The sequence below is a fragment of the Clostridium sp. BSD9I1 genome, assembly GCF_900185645.1.
Classification (GTDB): domain Bacteria; phylum Bacillota; class Clostridia; order Clostridiales; family Clostridiaceae; genus Clostridium_AK.
The window spans coordinates 22,170-46,159 of the sequence record NZ_FYAM01000007.1; the positions used below are offsets into that span (position 1 = coordinate 22,170).

Below are 23,990 nucleotides of genomic sequence, written 5' to 3' on the forward strand. Positions count from 1 at the left end.
TACCATTTCTTATATATATTTTACCACTACTTTCTTTTACAATTCTTTAAAACAAAAAGAAGTTTACCTTATGTAAACTTCTTCCTATATTATAAACTTTAAATTACAACTTAAACCCTAGTAATTACTTTCCGTAGTTTTTCATAACATATTGTATAAACTCTCTAGACTCATAAGGTAACTTATGTATATCTTCTTTGCTCTTTACCCCTAACTTTTCTACAGTACCTGTTCCAGCACTATATCCTGCTAAAGCTAATTCTTTACTATTCCCATAGGTATCTAAAAGGTTCTTGAGAAGTTTTGTCCCACCCATAACATTGTCTTCTATATCATAAGGATTCTCAACCCCCATAGCTTTAGCTGTTCTTGGCATCAGCTGCATTAAACCCATTGCGCCCGCCGAAGATGTTACATTGGGTTTAAATCTTGATTCATGATAGATGATTGTATTTATAAGTTCCTTATCTATACCATATTTTTTAGAAGCCTTTTCTACAGCTTCTTCTATTCTTGTATCGTTACTTTCCATACTAGAACTTATGTCTTTTATGGCAGCTGTAACTCTTTCTTGTCCCCCATATCCAAGACTTTGTGTTTGATCTTCTGTAAGTCCTAGACTAGAAAAATCCATATTGCCATTTGAATCCATCATAGCCTCAGTTAAACTTTGCATTACCATTTCAAAAGCTGGAGAATCTCCCATGGTCTCTTTGAACATTTGTGTCATAAGCTGCATTTGATAAAATTGCTCTATTCTTTTATTGTCATCTATCTTCATATTTATATCACCTCTAAATAATAAATTCTAAAATATCATAATCTTCATAAGCACACTTCCTATAGCTGCTTTTACACAAAGCAAGTATCCTATATTTTCCCTTTTTAAAAGGAACAAAGCTATAATAATTCTTTTTACTATAATTTTGAACCTTAAACCATTCATCTTCTTCCATCAAATAAAATTCATATATAACATCCTTGCCACCCTCATTCTCTACAGTAACTATAATAGGCTTATTAATTTCTATTTGACTATCACTACATTTTATAGTTGTATTAGTAATTGGCAAAGCCTGATGAACTGGTATTCTAGCTTCTTTTTTATTATCAAATTCCTTATTACTTAACTTATTTTTAACGTATATTTCCACCACATACACGCCGCTGTGTGGGGCCATAAAGTAATATTCTATACTTTCTACATAATCTGTTTCTTCAATTTTACGTCCATTTATTTTCAAAACATACTTAAATAATAAGTCTTTTGTATTTATTGATATTATATTAAGTTTTATAGTATCACCAGCAACATAATACTCATTTAATGGCATCAAAATATAATCTATGTTTGCTGGAAAAAAATTATAGGAATTTATATATATAATTTTATGACTATCATATTCCTTCAATGAATATTTATCTTTTACCATTACTTCTATTTCAAACTTACCTTCTTCTTGTGGTGTGAACTTTATAAAGTTACAGCTTCCATAATCTATTCGTCCTCTTTCTTGTCCTTCTTTTCTTATTATAAAGCTATATCTTAAAGTAGAACTACCAGAAGCATTTACCTCTATTATAACTTCTTCATGCTTTAATATCTCATTTCCCTTGTCTATAATAACATTCTCTATCTTTATAGGAAGCTTAACTTTTTCATCAACTGTAAAGTAAACCTCCTCTTTTTGTTCATACTCACCATCAAAAGATGAATCCTTTACCCATAATATAACCTTATATTCCCCTGGCTTTTCTGGCTTCCAAGTATAATTATTTAGTCTTATGTAACCTGAATCAACACTAGAATTTCCCTCTATAATGTACCTATAAAGGAGTTCACGCCCTCCAGTAACTATTGCTTGAAGCTCAATTTCTGTTTCAACTCGTTGTGGACTCATTTTATTTGCAGTAAAGCTATTTATTTCAATATTCTTATAGGGATGTATGCTAAAGTTTATTATAGCTCTGTCATCATATTCCTTGGGGGAATACATATCCTTCACCATACATATTAGCCTGTAATCTCCTGGAACTTCCTCAACGTATGCTACCACTTTTTTAGTAGAATAATCTTGTATACACTTAAACTCTCTATCTTTAGATATCTTTATAAACTTATAAAGTATTACTCTATCCTTATCTCCATCGGTATCTACTTCAAATAATAACTCTTCATTGCATATCCTCTCTCCAGTTATACATCTGAAATTTCTTATTTCTATTTTTTTTAATGGAAGCACGTTGAAATCTACCCTTGCAAAATCATTATATTGCTTAAGGGAATTAATTTCTTTACATTCCACTAATATTTCATGCTTACCAGGATTTTTTATGGTGCACTCTAAAAAGTTATCTAAAGTGTAATCCTTTATAATTTGCCAATTAAATTCTTCCTTTAGCCAGTATCTGTACATAATATTATCTTTATTTGACGTAGCATCTATTTTTATTTTTTCCCCAACTTTTATTTCCTTTTTGTTTATTTTAAGAGAATCTATTATTTTTTCTTGTGATTTACCTATTATAAAGTCACTTCTTGACAGGTATTCAAAAGGCTTTGTACTATCTTTCACTTTAGCTTGTACCATTATCGTGTACTTTCCATCTTCTTTTGGTACCCATTTTATATTATTTTTATAATCAAAATCTCTTAATACTTCCCATATTCCATTACATCCCACAAAAAATTTATATAATAAATTATCGTTATCAGATACTTCCGCCTTTATAATTATTTCTTCTTCCCTCTCTCGGGGACTTTCTACACTAAAGGTGATGGAAATCTCATTCATAATTCACAACCCCCATTTAAACTCTTCCTATTTTATATTATACTATAAGTACCATATTCTGTAATGTGGTTTTTATTTACATATGGATAATTTGGAAAAATATTTAACTTTATCCTAAATTAGTACATCTGAATGACTGAAGATACTTTCTTGTAAATTAGGGGGTGTATTTTATGAGATTATATGACGCTGAACTAGTATCATTTGATACTATAAAACTTAAGGCCGACAATTGCTCCATAGATAAGTTACCTAAGCTAAAAATACGTAATGGCCTTACAACTTTACGTGTAAACGCGTATTATTTAAATAAGAATATGTTACAAATAACTTTAAATGAATTTATTAATATAAAAGAAAAAAGTGAGCTAATATTAGGTAAAAATAAAGTTCCTATAAATTATTATCCTCTATATAAATCAGATGAATTTAATAAATTATACTATTATGACGGTAAGCTTGGATATACTTATACCCCAGAAGAAACTTCATTTTCCTTGTGGTCTCCCGTTGCTTTAAGTATAAACATTTTAATTTACGATTCTGGAGAACCTAACTTAGAAGAAAAACCTCGAAGAATACAAATGAAAGAGTGTGAAAATGGAGTTTGGAAATGCAGAATTCATGAAAACTTAGATGGATATTTTTACACTTATGAAATAAATATAGAAGGAATAGTAAGAGAAGTTATAGATCCTTATACTCCAGCAGTTGGTATAAACGGTTTGAGAGGTGCTATAATAGATTTAAATAAATCTAATCCTAAAAACTTTGAAAAAGATTGCCCTTTGAAACTAAGCTCTCCTACAGATGCCATAATTTATGAGCTAAGTATAAGAGATATTTCTACTCACCCTAATAGTGGAGTAATAAATAGAGCTAAATTTTTAGGACTGTCAGAAGATAATACTTATTCTGATAGTAATATAAGCACAGGTCTTGCTCATATTAAAGAACTTGGAATTACCCATGTACAACTTATGCCAATTTTTGATTTTAATCACATAAATTCTAGCGAAAAAAACCCACTGCTTTATAATTGGGGATATAATCCTGAAAATTACAACTCGGTTGAAGGTATATATGCTATAAATCCCTATAATCCTTATTGCAGAATACAAGAGCTTAAGACATTAATATATACCTTACACGCAGACAATATAGGTGTAATTATGGATGTGGTATATAACCATGTTTTTAGTGCTCCTAAAAGTAACTTTGAAAATATATTTCCTAAATACTATTTTAGGTATAACGAAGATGGCTCCTTAAGCAACGGAAGTGGATGTGGCAATGATATAGCATCGGAAAATCCTATGGTAAGAAAATTTATAGTTGATTCGGTAAAATTTTGGGCTAAGGAATATCATCTAGATGGATTTAGATTTGACTTAATGGGCATTCATGATGTAAATACCATGAATATTATAAGAGAGGAGTTATACAAGATAAATCCTTACATTATCACGTATGGAGAGGGCTGGAACTTAAATACTTCCTTGCCTGAAGAAAACAAAGCAACTCAAAAAAATCATTATAAAATGCCTTCCATTGGTCATTTTAATGATTTTGTAAGAGATATCATTAAAGGTTCTACCTTTATACCTGCGGATATTGGCTATGCTTCTGGAAAAGAAAACATAGAAAATAATATAAAAGTTTGTGTTTCTGGTTCTATAAATTATAACGGACATATAAAAGGAATGTTTCAAAGCCCAATAAATACCATAAATTATGTATCTGCTCACGATAATCATACCTTATGGGACAAAATAGAAATAAGTTGTATAGATAAAAACTTTGAAGAAAAAAAGTATATACATAAATTATGCAACGCCATAATTTTAACCTCTCAAGGTATTTCTTTTCTTCATAGTGGCGTAGAATTCTGTAGAACAAAAAATATGGATGAAAACAGCTATAAATCATCAGATATAATAAATTGGATGGATTGGGATAGAAAAAGAAAGTTCATTGATGTGAATAACTATTACAAGGGACTGATTAAACTTAGAAAGGAACATCCTGCATTTAAAATGAATAATGCAGATGAAATCAGAAGGCATCTGTTTTTTTTAGAAAACACTCCTCAAAACGTTGTAGCCTTTGTTTTAAAGGATTATGCACGAGGTGATATTTGGTCGGACATACTTGTAATCTATAATCCAAATAAAAATATGATTACAGTTAATATTCCCGAAGGTACCTGGAAAATGGTTGTAAATAGAGATATTGCTGGAACGGATGTTTTGAGCATTATATCAGGAAATAGTTTACTTGTAGAGCCTATAAGCACTACAGTGTTATATAAAGACTAGTAGTTAGGTACTAGGTGCTAGGAATTGATGAAATTTTAAAGAACAAAATTTCTACGTTACCTATCTCCTAGGACCTCTAAACTAGCACCTAAAAAGTTGTTTCGCAACTTTTTATTATTTTTATAATACTCTCATATAATCTTAAATCATCTTCTTCTGTTCTTTTCTTATGGCTTGCAGTTTTTCCGCCTCCCCTTCTGACCTTAGCTGAAAGGTGTCTTTCAAAAAGTAGTCTATCCATATTCTTATCATTATAAATATACCCCTTAGGATTTATAGCATAAGCTTTTTTCCCTAAAGCCAGAGCTGCCACCCCATAGTCTTGTGTAATTATTACATCTCCTGCCTTAGCTTCATTTATAAGATACATATCTACACTTTGAAATCCGCTGTCTAAATACTTAACGATGCTGTAATCACTATTAATTACATGATTAATATCACAATACATTATAACTTCTATATCATTTTCCTTTGCAGCCTTTTCAATCATATGCTTACCTGGACAGGCATCTGCGTCAACTAATATTCTCATAAAATTCTCCTTATGTATGATTTTAAAGCTTTGGCTTAAGAACTTTATCTTTAAACCAAAGCTTATATTTATTTTACCTATATTAACTATTTTAGTCTAGATTCTAACTCCATTTTCACTTGTTCATAGCCTGGTTTCCCTAAAAGTGCAAACATATTTTTCTTATATGCTTCAACTCCTGGCTGATCAAAAGGATTTACTCCTAAAAGATACCCACTTATAGCACAAGCTTTCTCAAAAAAGTATACCATATATCCAAAATAATATGGAGTTAATTGTGGAACATTTATAATTATGCTTGGTACGTTTCCATCACTATGCGCAAGTACTGTCCCTCTAAAAGCTTGCTTGTTTACAAAATCCATGGTTTTTCCAGATAAAAAATTTAAACCATCTACATTTTCCACATCTTCTTTTACAATTATAGTCTTTCTCGGATCTTCTATATTTATAAATGTCTCAAATAATATTCTTGATCCATCTTGTATATATTGACCCATAGAATGTAAATCTGTTGAAAAATCTACTGATGCTGGATAAATTCCCTTTTGATCCTTTCCTTCACTTTCTCCATAAAGCTGCTTCCACCATTCTCCGAAATAATGGAGGCAAGGCTCAAAGTTTGCTAATATTTCTATAGTTTTTCCTTTTCTATAAAGAGCATTTCTTGCTGCTGCATATTTATAGCATTGATTTTTTTCTAAATCAGCTTCCATAAAAGCTTCTCTTGCATCTCTCGCCCCTGCCATTATTTCCTCTATGTTAGCACCTGATACGGCAATAGGCAATAATCCTACAGCCGTGAGCACTGAATATCTTCCACCTACATCATCTGGTATTACAAAGGTTTCATATCCTTCTGTGTCTGCTAAAGATTTCAATGCACCCTTTGACTTATCTGTGGTAGCATATATTCTTTCTTTTGCCTCTTCCTTGCCATACTTCTTTTCTAATAATTCCTTAAATATTCTAAATGCTATAGCAGGTTCTGTAGTAGTTCCTGATTTTGATATTACATTAACGGATATATCCATATTTTCTACTAGCTCTAATAAATCTGCCATGTATGTAGAGCTTATATTATTTCCTACAAAATATATAGCTGGAGTCTTCCTTTTGTCTTTACTTAAGCTATTATAAAAGGTTTGAGTGAGCATTTCTATAGCTGCTCTTGCACCTAAATATGATCCACCTATTCCAATCACTATAAGAGCATCTGAATTATTTTTTACCTTTTCAGCAGCCCTTTGTATCCTTTGAAATTCTCCCTTATCATAATCCTTAGGCAAGTCCAACCATCCTAAAAAATCATTTCCTGCCCCTATTTTTTTATGAAGCATTTTATGAGCTTCTTTAATATGTTGGCTAAAATGACTTATTTCTTCTTCTGCTAAATGTGCTTTTAATTTAGTTAGATCTACATTTACTCCTGTTTTCATAATATAACTCTCCCTTAATACCCATGATTTATTTTAGTAAAATACTAATTAATTTAAGATGTGCTGATTTGTAACGAAATCATAACTTTTACAAATCTCATGAAATTATCATAGTAAAATTTTAGTATATTATACAAAATAAATCAAGTACTCTAGATTAATGTACCAGTTTCCCTGTGGAAAACTTATAAAAAAATCACCTTGGATATGCTTCAAACCTGAGCACCGTCCAAGGTGATTAAACCCTTTAATCATTAACTATTCAATATTAACTATTAAATGAACTTTATTCCCACTCAATAGTTGAAGGTGGTTTTGAAGTTATATCATAAACAATTCTGTTTACTCCGTGAACTTCATTAACTATTCTTCTTGAAACTTTATCTAAAACTTCATAAGGTATTCTAGCCCAATCTGAAGTCATCCCATCTGATGAAGTTACTCCTCTTAATGCTATTGTGTGGCAGTAAGTTCTTTCATCTCCCATAACTCCTACTGATTGTATATTTGGAAGACAAGCAAAGTACTGCCATACCTTTCCTTCGAGTCCAGCATTAGCTATTTCTTCTCTAAATATAGCATCTGCTTCTCTAACTACAGCTAGCTTTTCTTCTGTAACTTCTCCAAGTACTCTTATTGCAAGACCTGGTCCTGGGAAAGGCTGTCTCCATACTAAATTATGAGGTATTCCAAGTTCTTCTCCAACAGCTCTTACTTCATCTTTAAATAACTCTCTTAAAGGCTCTATAAGACTAAATTGAATATCTTCTGGAAGTCCTCCTACATTATGGTGACTCTTTATTGTAGCAGAAGTTCCTGTTCCACTTTCAACTACATCTGCATATATAGTACCTTGAACAAGGAAGCTTATTTCCCCTAGCTTATTTGCTTCTTCTTCAAATACTCTTATAAATTCTTCACCTATTATTTTTCTCTTTTTCTCTGGATCACTTACACCTTTAAGTTTTCCTAAAAATCTATCCTGAGCATTTACTCTTATTAAATTCATATCAAACTGCTTTTTAAATATTTCTTCAACCTGGTCTCCTTCATCTTTTCTAAGTAAACCATGATCTACGAATATACATGTTAATTGCTTTCCTATAGCTTTATGAACAAGCACTGCAGCTACAGATGAATCAACTCCACCTGATAGTGCACAAATTACTTTTTTATCTCCTACTTTTTCTTTTATAGCTTTAATCTGTTCTTCCGCAAAAGAAGACATTGACCAATCGCCACTTAATCCACAGATGTTATATAGGAAATTTGATAGCATTTTCTTTCCAAAAGGAGTATGCTCTACTTCTGGATGGAACTGAACACCATATATCTTTCTTTCTACATTTTCCATAGCTGCTACTGGAGTTTGGCTAGTTGTTCCAACTATTCTAAATCCTACTGGTGCATTTTCTACATAGTCCGTGTGGCTCATCCAGCAGCTTTCATTTTCTTCTATTCCTTGAAATAATAAGCATGAGTTATCTAACTTTACATCTGTCTTACCATACTCTCTTACATCAGGGCTTTTAACATTTCCTCCAAGGGTATGAGCGATAAGCTGTTCCCCATAGCATATTCCAAGTACTGGAACACCTAATTCGAATATTTCTTTATCTATTTTTGGAGCTCCTTCACCATAAACACTGTTAGGTCCTCCAGTGAAAATTATCCCTTTAGGGTTTTTTTCCTTTATTTTATCTATTGAATATGTGTATGGAATTATTTCGCAATATACATTATTTTCTCTTACTCTTCTAGCAATAAGCTGGTTGTACTGTCCACCGAAATCAACTACTAAAACTAATTCCTTTTCCATAGTTACCTCCTCAGGGGTTATTAATTATATATTAGTAATTCTAATTCTAATTTATCTTTAATTACTGTGATACACTGTAGTTTGGAGCCTCTTTTGTCATTACTATATCATGCGGATGACTTTCTCTAAGACCTGCTGATGTTTGAACTACAAATCTAGCTGTTTCATATAGGTCAACTAAAGTCTTAGAACCTAAATATCCCATACCTGAACGAATTCCACCAAGTAACTGGAATATTGTATCTGATACAAGTCCTTTATATGGTAATCTTCCTTCTACACCTTCTGGAACAAGCTTCTTATTATCTTCTTGGAAATACCTATCCTTACTTCCACAAGCCATAGCTGCAAGAGAGCCCATACCTCTATAAACTTTATAACTTCTTCCTTGATATATTTCAGTTTCTCCTGGAGATTCTTCGCATCCTGCAAACATAGATCCCATCATACACACCTTAGCTCCAGCAGCTAGTGCCTTAACTATATCTCCTGAATACTTTAATCCACCATCTGCTATAACAGGTACTCCATATTTATTAGCTTCTTCAACACAATCCATTACAGCTGTAAGTTGTGGCACACCAACTCCTGCTACAACTCTTGTAGTACAGATAGATCCTGGCCCTATACCAACTTTTATACAGTCTGCACCAGCTTCTATAAGGTCCTTAGTTGCTTCTGCAGTAGCTACATTACCTGCAATAACTTGAAGCTCTGGATATACGCTCTTTATAGTTCTTACAGCTTCTATAACACCTTTTGAATGTCCATGAGCAGTATCTACAGTTATAACATCTACATGTGCATCAACTAATGCTTTAACTCTTTCCATCATATCCTTAGTTACACCTACCGCTGCACCACATAAAAGTCTGCCTTTACTGTCCTTTGCACTGTTAGGGAACTTTCTTACCTTTTCTATATCCTTTATAGTTATAAGTCCTTTTAAATTATTATCCTTATCAACTAATGGAAGTTTTTCTATTCTATGCTCTTTAAGTATTGCTTTAGCTTCTTCTATAGTTGTATTTTCTGGCGCTGTAATTAAATTTTCTTTTGTCATTACATCTGATATTTTCTTTGAATAATCTTGTTCAAATACTATATCTCTATTTGTTATAATTCCTACTAATTTTCCGCCCACTGTTACAGGAATACCAGATATTCTATACTTACTCATAAGTTCTAATGCATCTTGAAGAGTATTTTCTGGAGATAAGAAAAATGGATCAGTTATAACTCCGTTTTCTTGCCTTTTAACTCTGTCCACTTCCATAGCTTGTTGTTCAATTGTCATGTTTTTGTGTATTATCCCAATACCACCTTCACGAGACATAGCTATTGCCATTTTGGATTCTGTAACAGTATCCATCCCTGCGCTCATAAGTGGTATATTTAAGCTAATAGTCTTAGTCAAATTTGTTTTAAGAGTAACACCATTAGGTAATATTTCTGATTTATTTGGAACTAAAAGTACATCGTCAAAAGTATATCCTTGTTTTAAAATGATTGCCATTTAATCCACTCTCCTTTATATTTTCTAATTTAATTTTATTACAGCTCATCACATCTAAAGTTTTTAGAGTATTTACTTTTATTATTTTCCCTAAATGTTTAATTTATAGACAAAAAAACATGCTAATTTTACTTATTCTCTATAAGTGAAATTAGCATGTACAAATAAATACACGTCTATTCTCACTCATAGTCAGGAATTTGCGGCTCCCGGTAGATACTCCCTGCCATATTCAGGGGATATATGAGTTATGTTTATATTTGATATGTTTCCTTCATTAATTTTAACTATTGACATTATTCTATTGAATTTTTCGTTATTTGTCAATTATTTTATTTCACATTATTAAATCTAAAAATACAATGTAAATGTTTAATAATATAACTTTCTATCAATCTCTGGTTACTCTATTTTATAATAAGTACCATGTTATAATGCCTTGTCCCCAAAGTATAGTTATAATAGAAGCTAGTACTATAAATGGTCCAAATGGTACATAATCTTTTCTAGTCTTTTTCTTTAAAGCTATAAGTGCTAGTCCTATTACAGAACCAATAACAAAGGATAAAAATAGCATTAATAACGTTAGTTCAAGTCCTAAAAATAATCCACATACAAAACAAATCTCTGCATCTCCCCAGCCCATGCCACCTTTAGTTATAAGTATTATTAACGCTAAGGTTCCTCCACCTATGATGCCTCCATATATGTAATTCATTACAGGTAGTCCCCTATAAGCATGAATAGCTAAAAAAGTTACCGCTACGATAAATCCTACCAAGGTAGTTTTAAAATAAATATTTGTAGTATCCAAATCAATCATTCCTATAACAATTAGGATACTTACCATTATAATATACTTTATGGCATCTATGGCAATACCATATTTTACATAAACTAACACATATAATATACCTGTTAAAAATTCAATTATTGGATATCTTTCAGATACTTTTTCTCTGCAATACCTGCATCTTCCCTTTAACAAAATGTAACTTAAAATAGGAATCAAATCATAGGGCTTTAAATTGTTATTACAATTAGTGCAATGAGATGGTGGATATGCAATAGACTGATTTTTAGGCATTCTATAAATGCATACATTTAAAAAACTTCCAATTATAGTCCCAAAAATAAAAATAATTAAATAATCCATACTACTAAACCCTCTTATAAAATGATTTGCAAAAATACTGATTTTATTACAGACAACTAAAGCACTTTAATATGATAAATCCCTATACTTACAAAATAATCTTTCATAAGTATAGGGTCTGTTGCATCATTAACTCCATACATGCCTAGATGCCCAGATATAGCATGTACTTCAAAGCTTCCCTAAAGTTTATCTATAAACAAATTTTATCACCAAAAATCACTTGTTACAACATATTTCATATAACATCTAAGGTAAAGTTCTATAAGTATATACTGCATTTTTTATAACATCTTAAGATTTGTATAATGTAAAAATAAGCTCATAAAAAATAAAGCTGTGGATTTAATCCACAGCTTATATTTTATATTAATACATTCCATCCATTCCTGGTCCTGGCATTGGAGCAGGATTCTTTTCTGGCATATCAGCTACAGCAGCTTCTGTTGTTAAGAAAGTAGCTGCTACAGATGCAGCATTTTGAAGTGCTGATCTTGTAACCTTAGTTGGGTCGATTATTCCAGCTTCTATCATGTTTATATATTTATCATTTAAAGCATCATAACCCATTCCAACTTCAGAATTTTTAACTTTTTCTATTACTACAGAACCTTCAACTCCAGCGTTAGTAGCTATTTGTCTTACTGGTTCTTCAAGGGCTTTTCTTATAATGTCAATACCAACTTTGATGTCTACTACATCAGAAGTTAATTCCTGCATTTCTTTAAGAGCAGTTACATATGCAGTTCCACCACCTGGAACAATACCTTCTTCAACAGCGGCTTTAGTAGCTGCTAAAGCATCTTCTATTCTTAGCTTTCTTTCTTTTAATTCAGTTTCTGTTGCAGCACCAACTTTGATTACAGCTACTCCACCAGCAAGTTTTGCAAGTCTTTCCTGTAATTTTTCTCTATCAAAGTCAGATGAAGATTCATCTATCTGAACTTTTATCTGATGAACTCTATCATGTATAGCTTCTTTATTTCCTTTTCCGTTAACAATTGTAGTATTTTCTTTAGTAATCTTAACGGATTCAGCCATTCCAAGCATATCTAATGTAACGTCTTTTAAATCTCTTCCTAATTCTTCAGCGATAACTTCTCCACCAGTTAATACTGCTATATCTTGAAGCATATCTTTTCTTCTATCGCCAAATCCAGGAGCTTTAACTGCTACACAAGTAAATGTTCCTCTTAATTTATTAAGAACAAGTGTTGCTAATGCTTCTCCTTCTATATCTTCAGCTATTATTAATAGCTTTCTTCCCTGTTGAACTATTTTTTCAAGTACTGGAAGTATATCCTGTATGCTAGTTATCTTCTTATCTGTTATTAATATATATGGCTCTTCAAGTACTGCTTCCATCTTTTCAGAATCAGTTACCATGTATGCACTTAAGTATCCTCTATCAAACTGCATTCCTTCAACAACATCTAATTCAGTTCCCATAGATTTTGATTCTTCAACAGTTATAACGCCTTCGTTTCCAACTCTCTCCATAGCATCTGCTATAAGCTTTCCTATTTCTTCATCAGCTGCTGAGTTTGCTGCAACACTTGCTATGTCTTCTTTTCCGTTTACCTGCTTTGAAATATTTTTAATTTCTTGTACAGCTTTTTCTACTGCCATCTGTATTCCACGTCTAATTAGCATCGGATTAGATCCTGCTGTAACGTTTCTTAACCCTTCTCTAATTATAGCCTGAGCAAGTAACGTAGCTGTTGTAGTACCATCTCCTGCTACATCATTTGTCTTAGTTGCAACTTCTTTTACAAGCTGTGCTCCCATATTTTCATATGCATCTTCAAGTTCGATTTCTCTTGCTATAGTAACACCATCATTAGTTATAAGTGGTGATCCGAATTTTTTATCTAAAACAACGTTTCTTCCCTTTGGTCCTAAAGTAACCTTAACTGTATTTGCAAGCTTATCTACACCTGCCTGCATAGCTCTTCTAGCTTCTTCTCCAAATAATAAGCTCTTTGCCATATTACACTTACCTCCTAAATAGTTAATTTATATTTTCAAATTATTCTAAAACAGCTAATATATCATCCTGTTTTAATATTGTATATTCTATGCCATCAATTTTAACTTCATTTCCTGCATACTTAGAAAATAATATTTTATCTCCTACTTTTAATTCCATTACAACTTCTTTTCCATTAACCATTCCACCAGGTCCTACTGCTACTACCTCAGCTTCTTGTGGCTTTTCCTTAGCGGTTCCTGGTAAAACTATTCCGCTCTTTGTAGTTTCTTCTACTTCGATTCTTTTGATAACAACTCTGTCTCCAAGTGGTCTAATTCTCATTTTAAACCCTCCTTAAAATATTTATGTTTATAAGAATGAATCATCTCAAATAAATTGAGATGTATTAATTAATTTTTTATCATTAGCACTCACTATCAATGAGTGCTAATACAATTATTATAATAAAGAATAGCATATATAATATCAAATGTAAATGTTACCCTTATTTATTCTTTTTGTTAAATTATACCCCATTATTATAATTTATCTATATATTTTGGCATTTTACTTACTTTTTCTTTTATTTTCTAATACTATATTTAAATAAAACAGTTCAAACTATATAATATTATTACAACATAATTAATATTTCCAAGGGGTGACATTTTTATGAAAAATTTTCATGTTTTCTTTAAATTTATTTTTATGTTTTCACTAGCACTATTTGCCATAACCCTGTCCGTAAAAATCACTGTGAACTTCAGACAATTATATTATTTTGATATAAAACATCTAGGTATAGAAAAATTTGTACATATGAGCGTGAGCGAAATCAAAACAAATTATGATTATCTTATAAACTTTTTATATTCTCCTTCTAATACACAGTTTAAACTGCCTTCCTTTAAGGCTTCCCCTGAAGGCATTATACACTTTTATGAAGTGAAGAAAATATTTTCTTTAGTTGATAAAATATTTTACATATCACTGTTTTTAAATTTAATTGCTGTATATCTATGCTATAAATATAAAGACTTTTCAATTTTTAAATATAGTTCTTGGCTTTTAGTTTCCTTACCTATATTTTTACTTACAGTATTTTCAATTAACTTTAACAAGGTTTTTAATACGTTTCATGCTATATTCTTCAATAATGATTACTGGATATTTGATATAGATAAAGACCCCGTTATAAATATACTTCCTGAAGCATTCTTTATGCACTGCGCTATACTCATAGCTGCACTAATACTTATATTTTCAATAATCTACATAATATTCTATAAAAGTAACTATCGTGTGGAAAAGCCCTAGATTTAGGGCTTTTCTTTTTCTTCATTTTTTATCATGTTTTTTATTATTTTTTCTCCCTTTATTACACCTAGTATAAAAAGTACCGTTGCAACTACAGCTATCCCAATTAATATGAGCTTATTATCAGTACCTATTTTAGCTCCAAAATAGGCAGATAAAAATATTCCAGGAAATCTTCCTAAAGTAGAATATATAATAAAATTTTTCAGACTAATATCTGAAATTCCACATATATAAGCTAATGCATCTTTGGGAATACCGGGTACTAAATAAAGTAAAAATACTATGTAATTTACACTTCCAAGCTTTAGTACTTTTTTAAAAAAAGTCAAATGTCTTTTAGATATAATTCTTTCTACAAAAGGTTTACCATATATATTACATATTACAAATATTATAATGCTGCCTAAACAAATACCTACAAGTGAAATTATGCTGCCAGATATAGTTCCAAAAATATATCCACCTGCAACTTGAACAATCTCTCCAGGAATAAAGAATACTACTACCTGTAACATTTGAAGAAGGATAAAGGCTAGTATACTATACTGTCCATAGGAATTAATAATATTTCTGACTTCATCTGGATCTTTTAATATGTAAAAGTAATCATGGAAATACTTATAACCAACAAATAAAAACAATACAAATAAGCCAGCAAATATGATACCGCCTATATTTTCCTTTATATATTCAACTACTTTTCTTAATATTCCATGCTCTCCATCATCCATATACTTCACCCTCTTTGGTTATAAATCTCTAATCCCTAATTTCTAATCGTCATCTATATCTAGAAAATTATCTTATTTTTATCTATTATATCAAAATTTAAAACTTCATTTAATTAGATATACTAAATATTGTTTTATACTAAAAGTAATTATATACATTTTCTTGTTAATCTATCTTACTAGTTAATAATTTAATACAACTATATAACCCTTTACATTCTTGTAACTTTCATTATTATCTAGAAAATGGGCACTAAAAAAGAAGTTGCTCTCGCAACCTCTTTTCACTATCTCTCCATATTAATTTCTTCATAACGCTTTAAATTTTCATTATCTATAACATGTTTTATTTGAGCCTCTTTACTAAACTTTGCAAGCTGTGGTCTAGACTTCATCATAGAAACCATAGTTGCTGGTCCACCTATACATCCGCCTTCGCACATCATCCCTTCAATAAAGTTTCCTTGTAATTTGCCAGCTTTGGCCATCATCATAGCTCTCTTTATATCAAATGGCCCACTAACTTTAACAGGTTCAAAATCTATCTTTACTTCCTTTTTCTCTATATAGTTTTCAATAGCGGCTGTTAATCCTCCACCTTGAGCAAATCCTCTCCCAAAGGATGATGCATCATTGATATCTTCGTTTTCTAGTTTTTGAGGCTCTATATCATATGCTCCCATTAAGGCTGTAATTTCTTCAAAAGTCATAACATAATCCACTGAATCTTTAACACTTGGTCTCTTAATTTCACTTTTCTTAGCAGTACATGGTCCTACAAATACAACTAGTGCTTCTGGATCCATCTTCTTTATCATTCTTCCCGTAGCTACCATTGGAGATACTGTGCCTGACACCTTATCAATTTGATCTGGGAATTTCTTTTCAATGTAGTTTAAGAAACCTGGGCAACAGGAGTTAGTCATATACTTATCTCCCTTTTCCATTCTTTCTACAAACTCATTACCTTCATGTACAACTACTGCATCAGCACCACAAGCTGCCTCTATCATATCTACAAATCCCATTTTCTTAAAGGCTGCTTTTATTTGTCCAACCTTTACTTTATTACCAAATTGTCCTGTAATTGCTGGTGCAACCACTGCATATACCTTTTTCTTGTTCATTAACGAACGAGTTACATCTACTATATAACTCTTATCAGATATAGCTCCAAATGGGCACGCACCCATACAAGCACCACAATTTACACAATCCTTTTTATCTATTGTTGCTCTATTGTTATCTAAATTCATTTGGAGAGCTCCTGTAGGACACGCTCTCTTACAAGGTCTCATTACCTCTGCTACCGCTCCATAAGGGCAAGCTTGTTTACATAATCCACACTCTTTACATGTTTCATGATTTATATAAGCCCTTCCCCCTGCTCTAGTAATAGAACCTGCTGGGCATACTTCCATACAATTATGCTGTATACATCCCCTACATGCTTCTGTTACAATAAATCTATTTATAGGACACTTGTCACAAGCCGCATCAATTACATATACTATTTGATCATTATCTTCTACATGTACAAACTTTTCAGCTTCTTGACCATTTGGAAGACATCCTATTGCAAGTTTTGCTCTTTCATAAACTATTGCTCTTTCTCTATATACACAGCATCTGTATTCTGCTGTATCACCTTCTATTATAGTAAATGGAACCTTTTCCAATTCCTCTTTGTTCACTCTATCTTCCAAAGTCATCTTAGCTACTTCTCTAAGCACTAAATACTTTAATTTTTTTAATTGAGTTTCAAATTCCATAATTTTAGATCCTCCTAATTTTCACAAAAGTAATTTAATTGTGTAAATAAATTACTAAAATCGTTACTACAGTTTTATAACTGTTGATTTTTCTTGATAATTATATTATAACAGAAACTCAAAAAAAATTAATACATATTTGCGATTTTTTTAACAATTTTTTTTACCTTTATTGTCACCCTTTGATATGTACACTTAATTTATCCAATTATGTTATTTTCTCTAGCATAATAAAACAAATATTGTTGAGCAAAACCAGAAAGTTTTCCAAACTTCTCACGTCCGAATTCTCTTATTTTCTTTAAGGATACATCTGGAGCTACATAGAAATGCTGCATAGCTCTTTTCACCCATACGTCTACTGGAAATGCAGAATATTTTCCCATAGAAAACAACATTATACAGTCCGCCACCTTAGGGCCTATTCCCATAAAATTTTGAAGTTCCTTGTGACACTCATCATCATTTTTGCTTATTATTAAATTTATATCAAAGCTTTCATTATAAGTTTCACTTGATGAATTTAAATTGCTATATATTTTTTCAACTGTATCTCTTATATATTTAGCTCTAAAACCCGTTCCTAGACTTTCTAACTCCTCTTCTGTAGCTGCATGTAATTTCTCTACAGTTGGGAAGGTATAATAGACCTTTTTCTTATAATAAAGAGGTTCCCCAAAACTTTTACTTATCTTTTCTATAGCTCTTTTTATCATTGGTATTCTATTATTTGCAGATATAATAAAGGAAATAATAAGTTCAAAAGGCTCCTGTTTTAAAAGTCTTATTCCATGACCAAACTCCACTGCTTTTTTTAAAAGCTCATCTTCACTTAATATACTTTTCACCTCTGCATAATCTCTAGTTAAATCAAAATATTCCATCCAAATATTTTTAAATTCTTCTTCTGTGGCATTGTAAATTAAGACATCATTATTTCTTTTTTCTACTTCTATCACACGTCCAAATGCTACCCCAATATACCTGCCATCCTCTTGTTTATTCCACCTAAAACACTGCCCACATTCAAAAATATGTGGTAGTTCAAAGTTTAAGACATCCTTTACAACTACCACATTTATATCATCCTCTATATAATTTTCTATATAATTAAAATCCATCTTTTATCTCTCCTTTTAGAAATATTACGGCATTTTATTATTCCTCTATAACACAGTTTTCATTCATACCTAAAACAAAGGTGCTAGATGCTAGGGTTACAAGAAACCTTGTATGCCAAAATTTCTACATTTCCTAACTACTAGCACCTAACATCTAATTACTTGCTTAAGAATTCATCAATAGCTTTTGCTGCTTTTTTACCTGCTCCCATTGCAAGTATTACTGTAGCTGCACCTGTTACAGCATCTCCACCAGCAAATATTCCCTTTTTAGTAGTTTCACCCGTTTCATCTTCTGCAATGATACATCCCCATTTGTTTGTATCTAACCCCTTAGTTGTTGAGGTTATAAGAGGATTTGGAGAAGTTCCAAGAGCCATTATGACTGTATCTAATTCTATTTCATACTCTGAATCCTTTATTTCTACAGGTCTTCTTCTTCCAGACTCATCAGGGGCACCAAGTTCCATCTTAATGCACTTCATACCCTTTACCCACCCATTTTCATCACTAAGTATTTCTATTGGGTTTGTAAGCAAATCAAATATTATTCCTTCTTCCTTAGCATGGTGAATTTCTTCTCTTCTTGCTGGAAGTTCTTCTTCTGATCTTCTATAAACTATATGAACTTCTGCTCCAAGTCTTCTTGCAGTTCTAGCAGCATCCATAGCTACGTTACCACCACCAACTACAGCAAGCTTTGTTCCTACCTTTACAGGAGTATCATAATCATTTCTAAATGCCTTCATAAGATTATTTCTAGTTAAAAACTCATTAGCAGAAAATACTCCATTAAGGTTTTCTCCAGGTATTCCCATAAACTTAGGAAGTCCTGCCCCTGACCCTACAAATACAGCACCAAAACCTTCTTCTTCCATAAGTTCCTCTATGGTGACAGTTCTACCTACTATAACATCTGTTTCAATTTTTACGCCTAATTTCTTTACATTTTCTATTTCATGCTTTACAACAGTTTCTTTCGGAAGCCTAAACTCAGGTATTCCATATACCAAAACCCCACCTGCTTCATGTAAAGCTTCAAATATAGTAACATCATAACCCATTTTAGCTAGGTCTCCTGCACAAGTAAGACCAGCTGGTCCGCTTCCTATAACTGCAACCTTTTTATTCTTTTTATCACTCTTTACAGTTAAATCTAGGTTATTTTCTCTTGACCAGTCTCCGATAAATCTTTCAAGCTTACCAATTGCTACTGGTTCACCCTTAATTCCAAGTATACATTTGCCTTCACATTGGCTTTCCTGTGGGCATACTCTTCCACATACTGCTGGAAGCGAACTATCTCTATTTATCACCCTTGCCGCTTCCTCGAAGTTACCTTCTTTCAAGTGTTGTATAAATTCAGGTATATTTATAGCTACAGGACATTTAGGAACGCACATTGGATTTTTACAATTCAAACATCTTTCTGCTTCCTTTATGGCTTCTTCTTCAGTATAACCTAAAGATACTTCCTTAAAATTTTTAACTCTTTCCTCCGGGTTCTGTTCTTTAGATAAAGTTCTTTTAAATTTATCCATTATTCCTCACCGTCCAATCCTACAAAGCATTTATGACCTTCTGCTTTTTCCTGGTCTTCAAGTATTTTTTTACCTTCCTCTGTCTTATACATACCTTGTCTTCTCATAGCTTCCTCAAAGTCCACTTCATGTCCATCAAATTCTGGACCTTCTACGCAGGCAAATCGTGTTTTCCCAGCTACTGTAACTCTACAAGCTCCACACATACCTGTACCATCTACCATTAAAGTATTTAAACTTACTATAGTTTTTAAACCATACTCTTTAGTAAGTTTTGTAACAAATTTCATCATTATCATAGGTCCTATAGCCACAACTAAGTCGTATTCCTTCTTTTCTTCGTCAATTAACTTTTTAAGAAAATCTGTAACTAATCCTTTAAACCCATACGAACCATCATCAGTGGCCACATACATGTTTCCAGCTACTTCTTTCATCTCTTCTTCAAGTATTAAAGTTTCTCTTGATTTAGTTCCAACTATTACATCTGCCTTCACACCTACAGAATTTAACCACTTAACCTGTGGATATACCGGAGCAGCTCCAACACCACCTGCTATAAATATTATTTTCTTTTTCCTTAGCTCTTCTAAGTCTTCGTTGACTAATTCAGAAGGCTGTCCCAGTGGTCCTACAAAATCCATAAAATGTTCTCCCACTTCTAATGCTGCCATCCTTTTTGTTGAACTTCCAACTACCTGGAATACTATTGTTACAGATCTTTTATCTTTATCATAGTCACAAATGGTTAAAGGGATTCTTTCCCCTCTCTCATCCATTCTTACTATTACAAATTGTCCTGGCTTTGCTGATTTTGCAACTCTTGGTGCTTCTATATCCATAAGATAAATATTTGGTGCTAAAAGTCTTTTATTTAAAATTTTATACATTGTTTTCCCTCCCTCAATTAATCTCCATTTACACAATTATAAAACTATGTACTCCTCACAAATTAGCACATTTTAGCTAAATAAAGTGTTTCTTTTCTTATAGACTATTATATATAAATAATAGTCTAATAATCAACTAAAAAAGCAAGATAATTTAAGATATTCTTAAATTTAAAAAACGAAATTAATAACATCAAAATTGACAATATTAAAACTAATATAAAGATTTATACCACTAAATTTAGTCAATAAAAAAACTAGAGCCTTATTAAAGACTCTAGCCTTATATATTTAAAATTATTTTGCGTAGTTGTGGAATCCTCTTCCTGATTTTCTTCCAAGCCATCCAGCTCTTACATATTTTCTAAGTAAGGAGTGAGCTCTGTATTTTGTATCTCCTGTTTCTGTATATAATACATCCATTATAGCAAGACATATATCAAGTCCTACTAAGTCTCCTAATGCAAGAGGTCCCATTGGATGATTTGCTCCAAGCATCATAGCCTTATCTATATCTTCAGCTGATGCTATTCCTTCAGCGTAAATTCCAACTGCTTCATTGATCATTGGAATTAATATTCTATTTACAACAAATCCTGGAGCTTCAGCAACTTCTACTGGATCCTTACCAATTGCTACAGATACTTCTTTAACAGCATCAAAAGTTTCCTGTGATGTAGCCATTCCTCTGATTATTTCTACAAGCTTCATAACTGGAGCTGGGTTAAAGAAATGCATTCCTATAACCTTGTCTGGTCTTGTTGTAGCTGTAGCTACTTCAGTTATAGATAAAGATGAAGTATTTGAAGCAAGAATAGTTTCTGGCTTACAAATCTTATCTAATTCAGCAAATATTTCTCTTTTTATTTTCATGTTTTCTACTGCTGCTTCTATAATTAAATCACAATCAGCTGCCATGTTTAGGTCAACTGTTCCAGTTAATCTTGCAAGTATAGCATCCATATCTTCCTGAGCCATTTTTCCCTTAGCAACTAACTTAGAAAGACCTTTGTTTATTCCGTTAAGTCCTCTTTCTACGAACTCATCCTTTATATCTCTTAATACTACTTCATAACCCTTTACTGCGAAGGCCTGAGCAATTCCTGCTCCCATAGTTCCTGCACCAAGAACACAAATCTTTTTCATAGTATATATCCTCCCTAAACAAATATATTTTATAGTTTAACAAAACATATGAAAATATACATGTTTGCACTAGTAAAAGTGCAAACATGTATTTAAATGCTAGTTTTTAGCTTCTTTTATTTGAGCTATTAGTTCAGGAACAACTTTCTTGAAGTCTCCTACTAATGCTACATCAGCTATCTGCATGATTGGAGCGCTTTCATCTTTGTTTATAGCTATTATAAAGTCAGAATCCTGCATACCAGCTAAATGCTGTATAGCTCCAGAAATACCTACTGCAATGTATATCTTAGGTCTAACTGTTTTACCAGTCTGGCCTACTTGGTAAGCTTTATCTATCCAAGCATTATCTATAGCAGCACGGGATCCTCCTATGCTTCCTTCTAATACATCAGCTAATTCTTCAAGTAATGCAAAGTTTTCTTTTGCACCTACTCCTCTACCACCAGATACGATGAATTCAGCTTCAGTTATATCAGCTACAGTCTTAGCTAATTTAACAACTTCTTCAGTCTTAGTTCTGATGTCAGATTCTTTTACATCTACAGCTATTGTTTCAACTTCACCAGTTCTGTTTTCATCTTTTGCAAGTTTTGCAAACACTCCTGGTCTAACTGTTGCCATCTGTGGTCTGTGATCAGCACAGATGATAGTAGCCATTAAGTTTCCTCCGAAAGCAGGTCTTGTCATTAGTAAGTGGTTTGTTCCATCTTCTGTTTCAAGTCCTGTACAGTCAGCTGTAAGTCCAGTTGATAATCTTGCAGCAACTCTTGGTCCTAAGTCTCTTCCTATGAAAGAAGCACCTACAAGAATTATTTCTGGTTTCTTTTCATTTGCAAGTTCACATATAACCTTTGTGTATCCATCAGTTGTGAAGTGCTTTAATAATGGATTGTGAGCATATATAACTTCATCCGCACCAAAAGCTATTAATTCGCGAGTTGCGTCTTCCATTCCTTCTCCGCCAACTAATAATGCAGTTAATTTTACTCCTAATTTATCAGCAATTGCTCTACCTTTTCCTAAAAGTTCTAGAGCAACTTTTTGTAACTGTCCATCTCTTTGTTCAGCAAATACCCATACGCCTTTGTAATCTGCTATATTCATTTAAAAATCCCTCCTAAATTAGATATAGTGTTTTTCCTTTAATTTTGCAACTGCCTGTGCTGCTGCTTCTTTAGGTGGTAAGTTAACTATTGCTCCCTTGCCCTTAGCTTCTTTAGTAGCTGACTTCTTAACCTTTGTTGGTGATCCTGGAAGTCCAAGGAAGGATTTATCTACTCCTATATACTCTGCATTCCATACTTCTACTTCTTTATCAAAAGCTCCGAAGATATGTCCTACGCTCATGTATCTTGGTACGTTTAATTCTTTTATAGCTGTTAGAAGAACTGGTGTCTGAACTTTTATGTTTTCATATCCATCTTCCCAAGCTCTCTTAACTCTTAAGCCGCCTTCTGCTTTTTCTACTGCTTCTACATAAGTTATTTGTGGTAAGTTTAAGTGTTCAGCTATTTCTGGTCCAACCTGAGCTGTATCTCCATCTATAGCCTGTCTTCCAGCAAATATTATGTCATAGTCTCCCATTTTTTCTATTGCTCCTGCAAGTGCTCTTGAAGTTGCAAGAGTATCTGCACCAGCAAAAGCTCTGTCAGAGATTAATACTGCTCTGTCTGCTCCCATAGCAAAAGCTTCTCTTAAAGCAACTTCTGCCTGTGGAGGTCCCATGCTTAATACAGCAACATTTGCACCATATTTATCTTTTAGTGCTAACGCTTCTTCTAAAGCATTCTTGTCATCTGGGTTTATGATTGATGGAACACCTTCTCTTATAAGAGTTCCTGTAACTGGATCTATTTTAACTTCATTTGTATCTGGAACTTGTTTTAAACAAACAATTATATTCATTTAAGTGTACC

At 32.3% G+C, this 23,990-nt stretch carries 19 protein-coding genes and 2 riboswitches; of the genes, 2 read left to right on the forward strand and 17 right to left on the reverse strand.

What is annotated here, in order from left to right; translation table 11 throughout:
• Positions 1-124: 124 nt before the first annotated feature.
• Together BSD9I1_RS04985 and BSD9I1_RS04990 are read right to left on the reverse strand one after the other, a co-directional pair.
• Complete coding sequence (locus tag BSD9I1_RS04985) at positions 125-781, reverse strand: lytic transglycosylase domain-containing protein (protein ID WP_186429408.1); 657 nt, start codon at positions 779-781, stop codon at positions 125-127.
• 13 nt (positions 782-794) lie between these two features.
• Complete coding sequence (locus BSD9I1_RS04990) at positions 795-2,795, reverse strand: triple tyrosine motif-containing protein (protein WP_186429409.1); 2,001 nt, start codon at positions 2,793-2,795, stop codon at positions 795-797.
• 173 nt (positions 2,796-2,968) lie between these two features.
• On the opposite strand from BSD9I1_RS04990, the gene pulA reads away from it, so the two are divergent.
• Positions 2,969-5,113 (forward strand): type I pullulanase, encoded by a 2,145-nt coding sequence (pulA, locus tag BSD9I1_RS04995; protein ID WP_186429410.1) that lies wholly within the window; start codon positions 2,969-2,971, stop codon positions 5,111-5,113.
• 88 nt (positions 5,114-5,201) lie between these two features.
• On the opposite strand, the gene BSD9I1_RS05000 is transcribed toward pulA, so the two are convergent.
• From BSD9I1_RS05000 to groES, 7 genes are all read right to left on the reverse strand, one after another.
• Complete coding sequence (locus tag BSD9I1_RS05000; RefSeq protein WP_186429411.1) at positions 5,202-5,648, reverse strand: YaiI/YqxD family protein; 447 nt, start codon at positions 5,646-5,648, stop codon at positions 5,202-5,204.
• Between the two features lie 86 nt (positions 5,649-5,734).
• The gene (locus tag BSD9I1_RS05005) at positions 5,735-7,087 is read right to left on the reverse strand and encodes a glucose-6-phosphate isomerase (RefSeq protein ID WP_186429412.1); all 1,353 of its coding nucleotides are present in this window, start codon (positions 7,085-7,087) and stop codon (positions 5,735-5,737) included.
• A 286-nt stretch (positions 7,088-7,373) separates the two neighbouring features.
• A complete protein-coding gene (guaA, locus tag BSD9I1_RS05010) occupies positions 7,374-8,906 on the reverse strand; it encodes a glutamine-hydrolyzing GMP synthase (protein ID WP_186429413.1) in 1,533 nt (510 codons plus the stop codon).
• 61 nt (positions 8,907-8,967) lie between these two features.
• Entirely contained in the window at positions 8,968-10,422 is a 1,455-nt protein-coding gene (gene guaB / locus BSD9I1_RS05015) for an IMP dehydrogenase (RefSeq protein ID WP_035309705.1), read from the reverse strand.
• A gap of 169 nt (positions 10,423-10,591) precedes the next feature.
• A riboswitch (purine riboswitch) is annotated at positions 10,592-10,689 on the reverse strand.
• Between the two features lie 145 nt (positions 10,690-10,834).
• Positions 10,835-11,578 (reverse strand): A24 family peptidase, encoded by a 744-nt coding sequence (locus BSD9I1_RS05020; RefSeq protein ID WP_186429414.1) that lies wholly within the window; start codon positions 11,576-11,578, stop codon positions 10,835-10,837.
• A gap of 106 nt (positions 11,579-11,684) precedes the next feature.
• Positions 11,685-11,769: riboswitch (cyclic di-GMP riboswitch) on the reverse strand.
• A gap of 178 nt (positions 11,770-11,947) precedes the next feature.
• A complete protein-coding gene (groL, locus tag BSD9I1_RS05025) occupies positions 11,948-13,567 on the reverse strand; it encodes a chaperonin GroEL (RefSeq protein WP_186429415.1) in 1,620 nt (539 codons plus the stop codon).
• Between the two features lie 40 nt (positions 13,568-13,607).
• Positions 13,608-13,892, reverse strand: coding sequence for a co-chaperone GroES (gene groES, locus BSD9I1_RS05030; RefSeq protein ID WP_035309699.1), 285 nt, complete (start codon positions 13,890-13,892; stop codon positions 13,608-13,610).
• 330 nt (positions 13,893-14,222) lie between these two features.
• Between groES and BSD9I1_RS05035 the strand changes: the two genes are divergently transcribed.
• Positions 14,223-14,867: a TIGR01906 family membrane protein gene (locus BSD9I1_RS05035; protein WP_186429416.1), complete on the forward strand. Its 645-nt coding sequence runs from the start codon at positions 14,223-14,225 to the stop codon at positions 14,865-14,867.
• Positions 14,868-14,869: 2 nt separating this feature from the next.
• Here BSD9I1_RS05035 and BSD9I1_RS05040 read toward each other — a convergent pair whose 3' ends face one another.
• The 8 genes from BSD9I1_RS05040 to BSD9I1_RS05075 all read right to left on the reverse strand — a co-directional run bounded on the left by BSD9I1_RS05040 (position 14,870) and on the right by BSD9I1_RS05075 (position 23,979).
• Positions 14,870-15,580 (reverse strand): TVP38/TMEM64 family protein, encoded by a 711-nt coding sequence (locus BSD9I1_RS05040; RefSeq protein WP_373419341.1) that lies wholly within the window; start codon positions 15,578-15,580, stop codon positions 14,870-14,872.
• 308 nt (positions 15,581-15,888) lie between these two features.
• Positions 15,889-17,376, reverse strand: coding sequence for a 4Fe-4S dicluster domain-containing protein (locus BSD9I1_RS05045; protein WP_186429425.1), 1,488 nt, complete (start codon positions 17,374-17,376; stop codon positions 15,889-15,891).
• Between the two features lie 197 nt (positions 17,377-17,573).
• Positions 17,574-18,494: a DNA-3-methyladenine glycosylase gene (locus tag BSD9I1_RS05050; RefSeq protein ID WP_186429418.1), complete on the reverse strand. Its 921-nt coding sequence runs from the start codon at positions 18,492-18,494 to the stop codon at positions 17,574-17,576.
• A gap of 158 nt (positions 18,495-18,652) precedes the next feature.
• Complete coding sequence (gene gltA, locus BSD9I1_RS05055) at positions 18,653-20,035, reverse strand: NADPH-dependent glutamate synthase (RefSeq protein ID WP_186429419.1); 1,383 nt, start codon at positions 20,033-20,035, stop codon at positions 18,653-18,655.
• Positions 20,035-20,925, reverse strand: a complete 891-nt coding sequence (locus BSD9I1_RS05060; RefSeq protein WP_186429420.1) for a sulfide/dihydroorotate dehydrogenase-like FAD/NAD-binding protein — start codon at positions 20,923-20,925, stop codon at positions 20,035-20,037. The genes gltA and BSD9I1_RS05060 overlap by 1 nt, the downstream gene beginning before the upstream one ends.
• A gap of 297 nt (positions 20,926-21,222) precedes the next feature.
• Positions 21,223-22,071 carry a 3-hydroxybutyryl-CoA dehydrogenase gene (locus BSD9I1_RS05065; protein WP_186429421.1) on the reverse strand — a complete coding sequence of 283 codons (849 nt, stop codon included), beginning with the start codon at positions 22,069-22,071 and terminating at the stop codon, positions 21,223-21,225.
• 99 nt (positions 22,072-22,170) lie between these two features.
• Positions 22,171-23,178, reverse strand: a complete 1,008-nt coding sequence (locus BSD9I1_RS05070; protein ID WP_186429422.1) for an electron transfer flavoprotein subunit alpha/FixB family protein — start codon at positions 23,176-23,178, stop codon at positions 22,171-22,173.
• An 18-nt stretch (positions 23,179-23,196) separates the two neighbouring features.
• On the reverse strand, positions 23,197-23,979 hold the full coding sequence (locus BSD9I1_RS05075) for an electron transfer flavoprotein subunit beta/FixA family protein (protein WP_186429423.1): 783 nt from the start codon (positions 23,977-23,979) through the stop codon (positions 23,197-23,199).
• Between the last annotated feature and the right edge of the window lie 11 nt (positions 23,980-23,990).

Coding starts and splice junctions, on each gene's coding strand:
- BSD9I1_RS05020 (WP_186429414.1), bottom strand. CDS start 11,578: ATGGATTATTTAATTATTTTTATTTTTGGGACTATAATTGGAAGTTTT.
- BSD9I1_RS05060 (WP_186429420.1), bottom strand. CDS start 20,925: ATGTATAAAATTTTAAATAAAAGACTTTTAGCACCAAATATTTATCTT.
- guaA (WP_186429413.1), bottom strand. CDS start 8,906: ATGGAAAAGGAATTAGTTTTAGTAGTTGATTTCGGTGGACAGTACAAC.
- BSD9I1_RS05075 (WP_186429423.1), bottom strand. CDS start 23,979: ATGAATATAATTGTTTGTTTAAAACAAGTTCCAGATACAAATGAAGTT.
- pulA (WP_186429410.1), top strand. CDS start 2,969: ATGAGATTATATGACGCTGAACTAGTATCATTTGATACTATAAAACTT.
- BSD9I1_RS04990 (WP_186429409.1), bottom strand. CDS start 2,795: ATGAATGAGATTTCCATCACCTTTAGTGTAGAAAGTCCCCGAGAGAGG.
- BSD9I1_RS05005 (WP_186429412.1), bottom strand. CDS start 7,087: ATGAAAACAGGAGTAAATGTAGATCTAACTAAATTAAAAGCACATTTA.
- gltA (WP_186429419.1), bottom strand. CDS start 20,035: ATGGATAAATTTAAAAGAACTTTATCTAAAGAACAGAACCCGGAGGAA.
- BSD9I1_RS05050 (WP_186429418.1), bottom strand. CDS start 18,494: ATGGATTTTAATTATATAGAAAATTATATAGAGGATGATATAAATGTG.
- BSD9I1_RS05065 (WP_186429421.1), bottom strand. CDS start 22,071: ATGAAAAAGATTTGTGTTCTTGGTGCAGGAACTATGGGAGCAGGAATT.
- BSD9I1_RS04985 (WP_186429408.1), bottom strand. CDS start 781: ATGAAGATAGATGACAATAAAAGAATAGAGCAATTTTATCAAATGCAG.
- BSD9I1_RS05000 (WP_186429411.1), bottom strand. CDS start 5,648: ATGAGAATATTAGTTGACGCAGATGCCTGTCCAGGTAAGCATATGATT.
- groL (WP_186429415.1), bottom strand. CDS start 13,567: ATGGCAAAGAGCTTATTATTTGGAGAAGAAGCTAGAAGAGCTATGCAG.
- BSD9I1_RS05070 (WP_186429422.1), bottom strand. CDS start 23,178: ATGAATATAGCAGATTACAAAGGCGTATGGGTATTTGCTGAACAAAGA.
- BSD9I1_RS05035 (WP_186429416.1), top strand. CDS start 14,223: ATGAAAAATTTTCATGTTTTCTTTAAATTTATTTTTATGTTTTCACTA.
- groES (WP_035309699.1), bottom strand. CDS start 13,892: ATGAGAATTAGACCACTTGGAGACAGAGTTGTTATCAAAAGAATCGAA.
- guaB (WP_035309705.1), bottom strand. CDS start 10,422: ATGGCAATCATTTTAAAACAAGGATATACTTTTGACGATGTACTTTTA.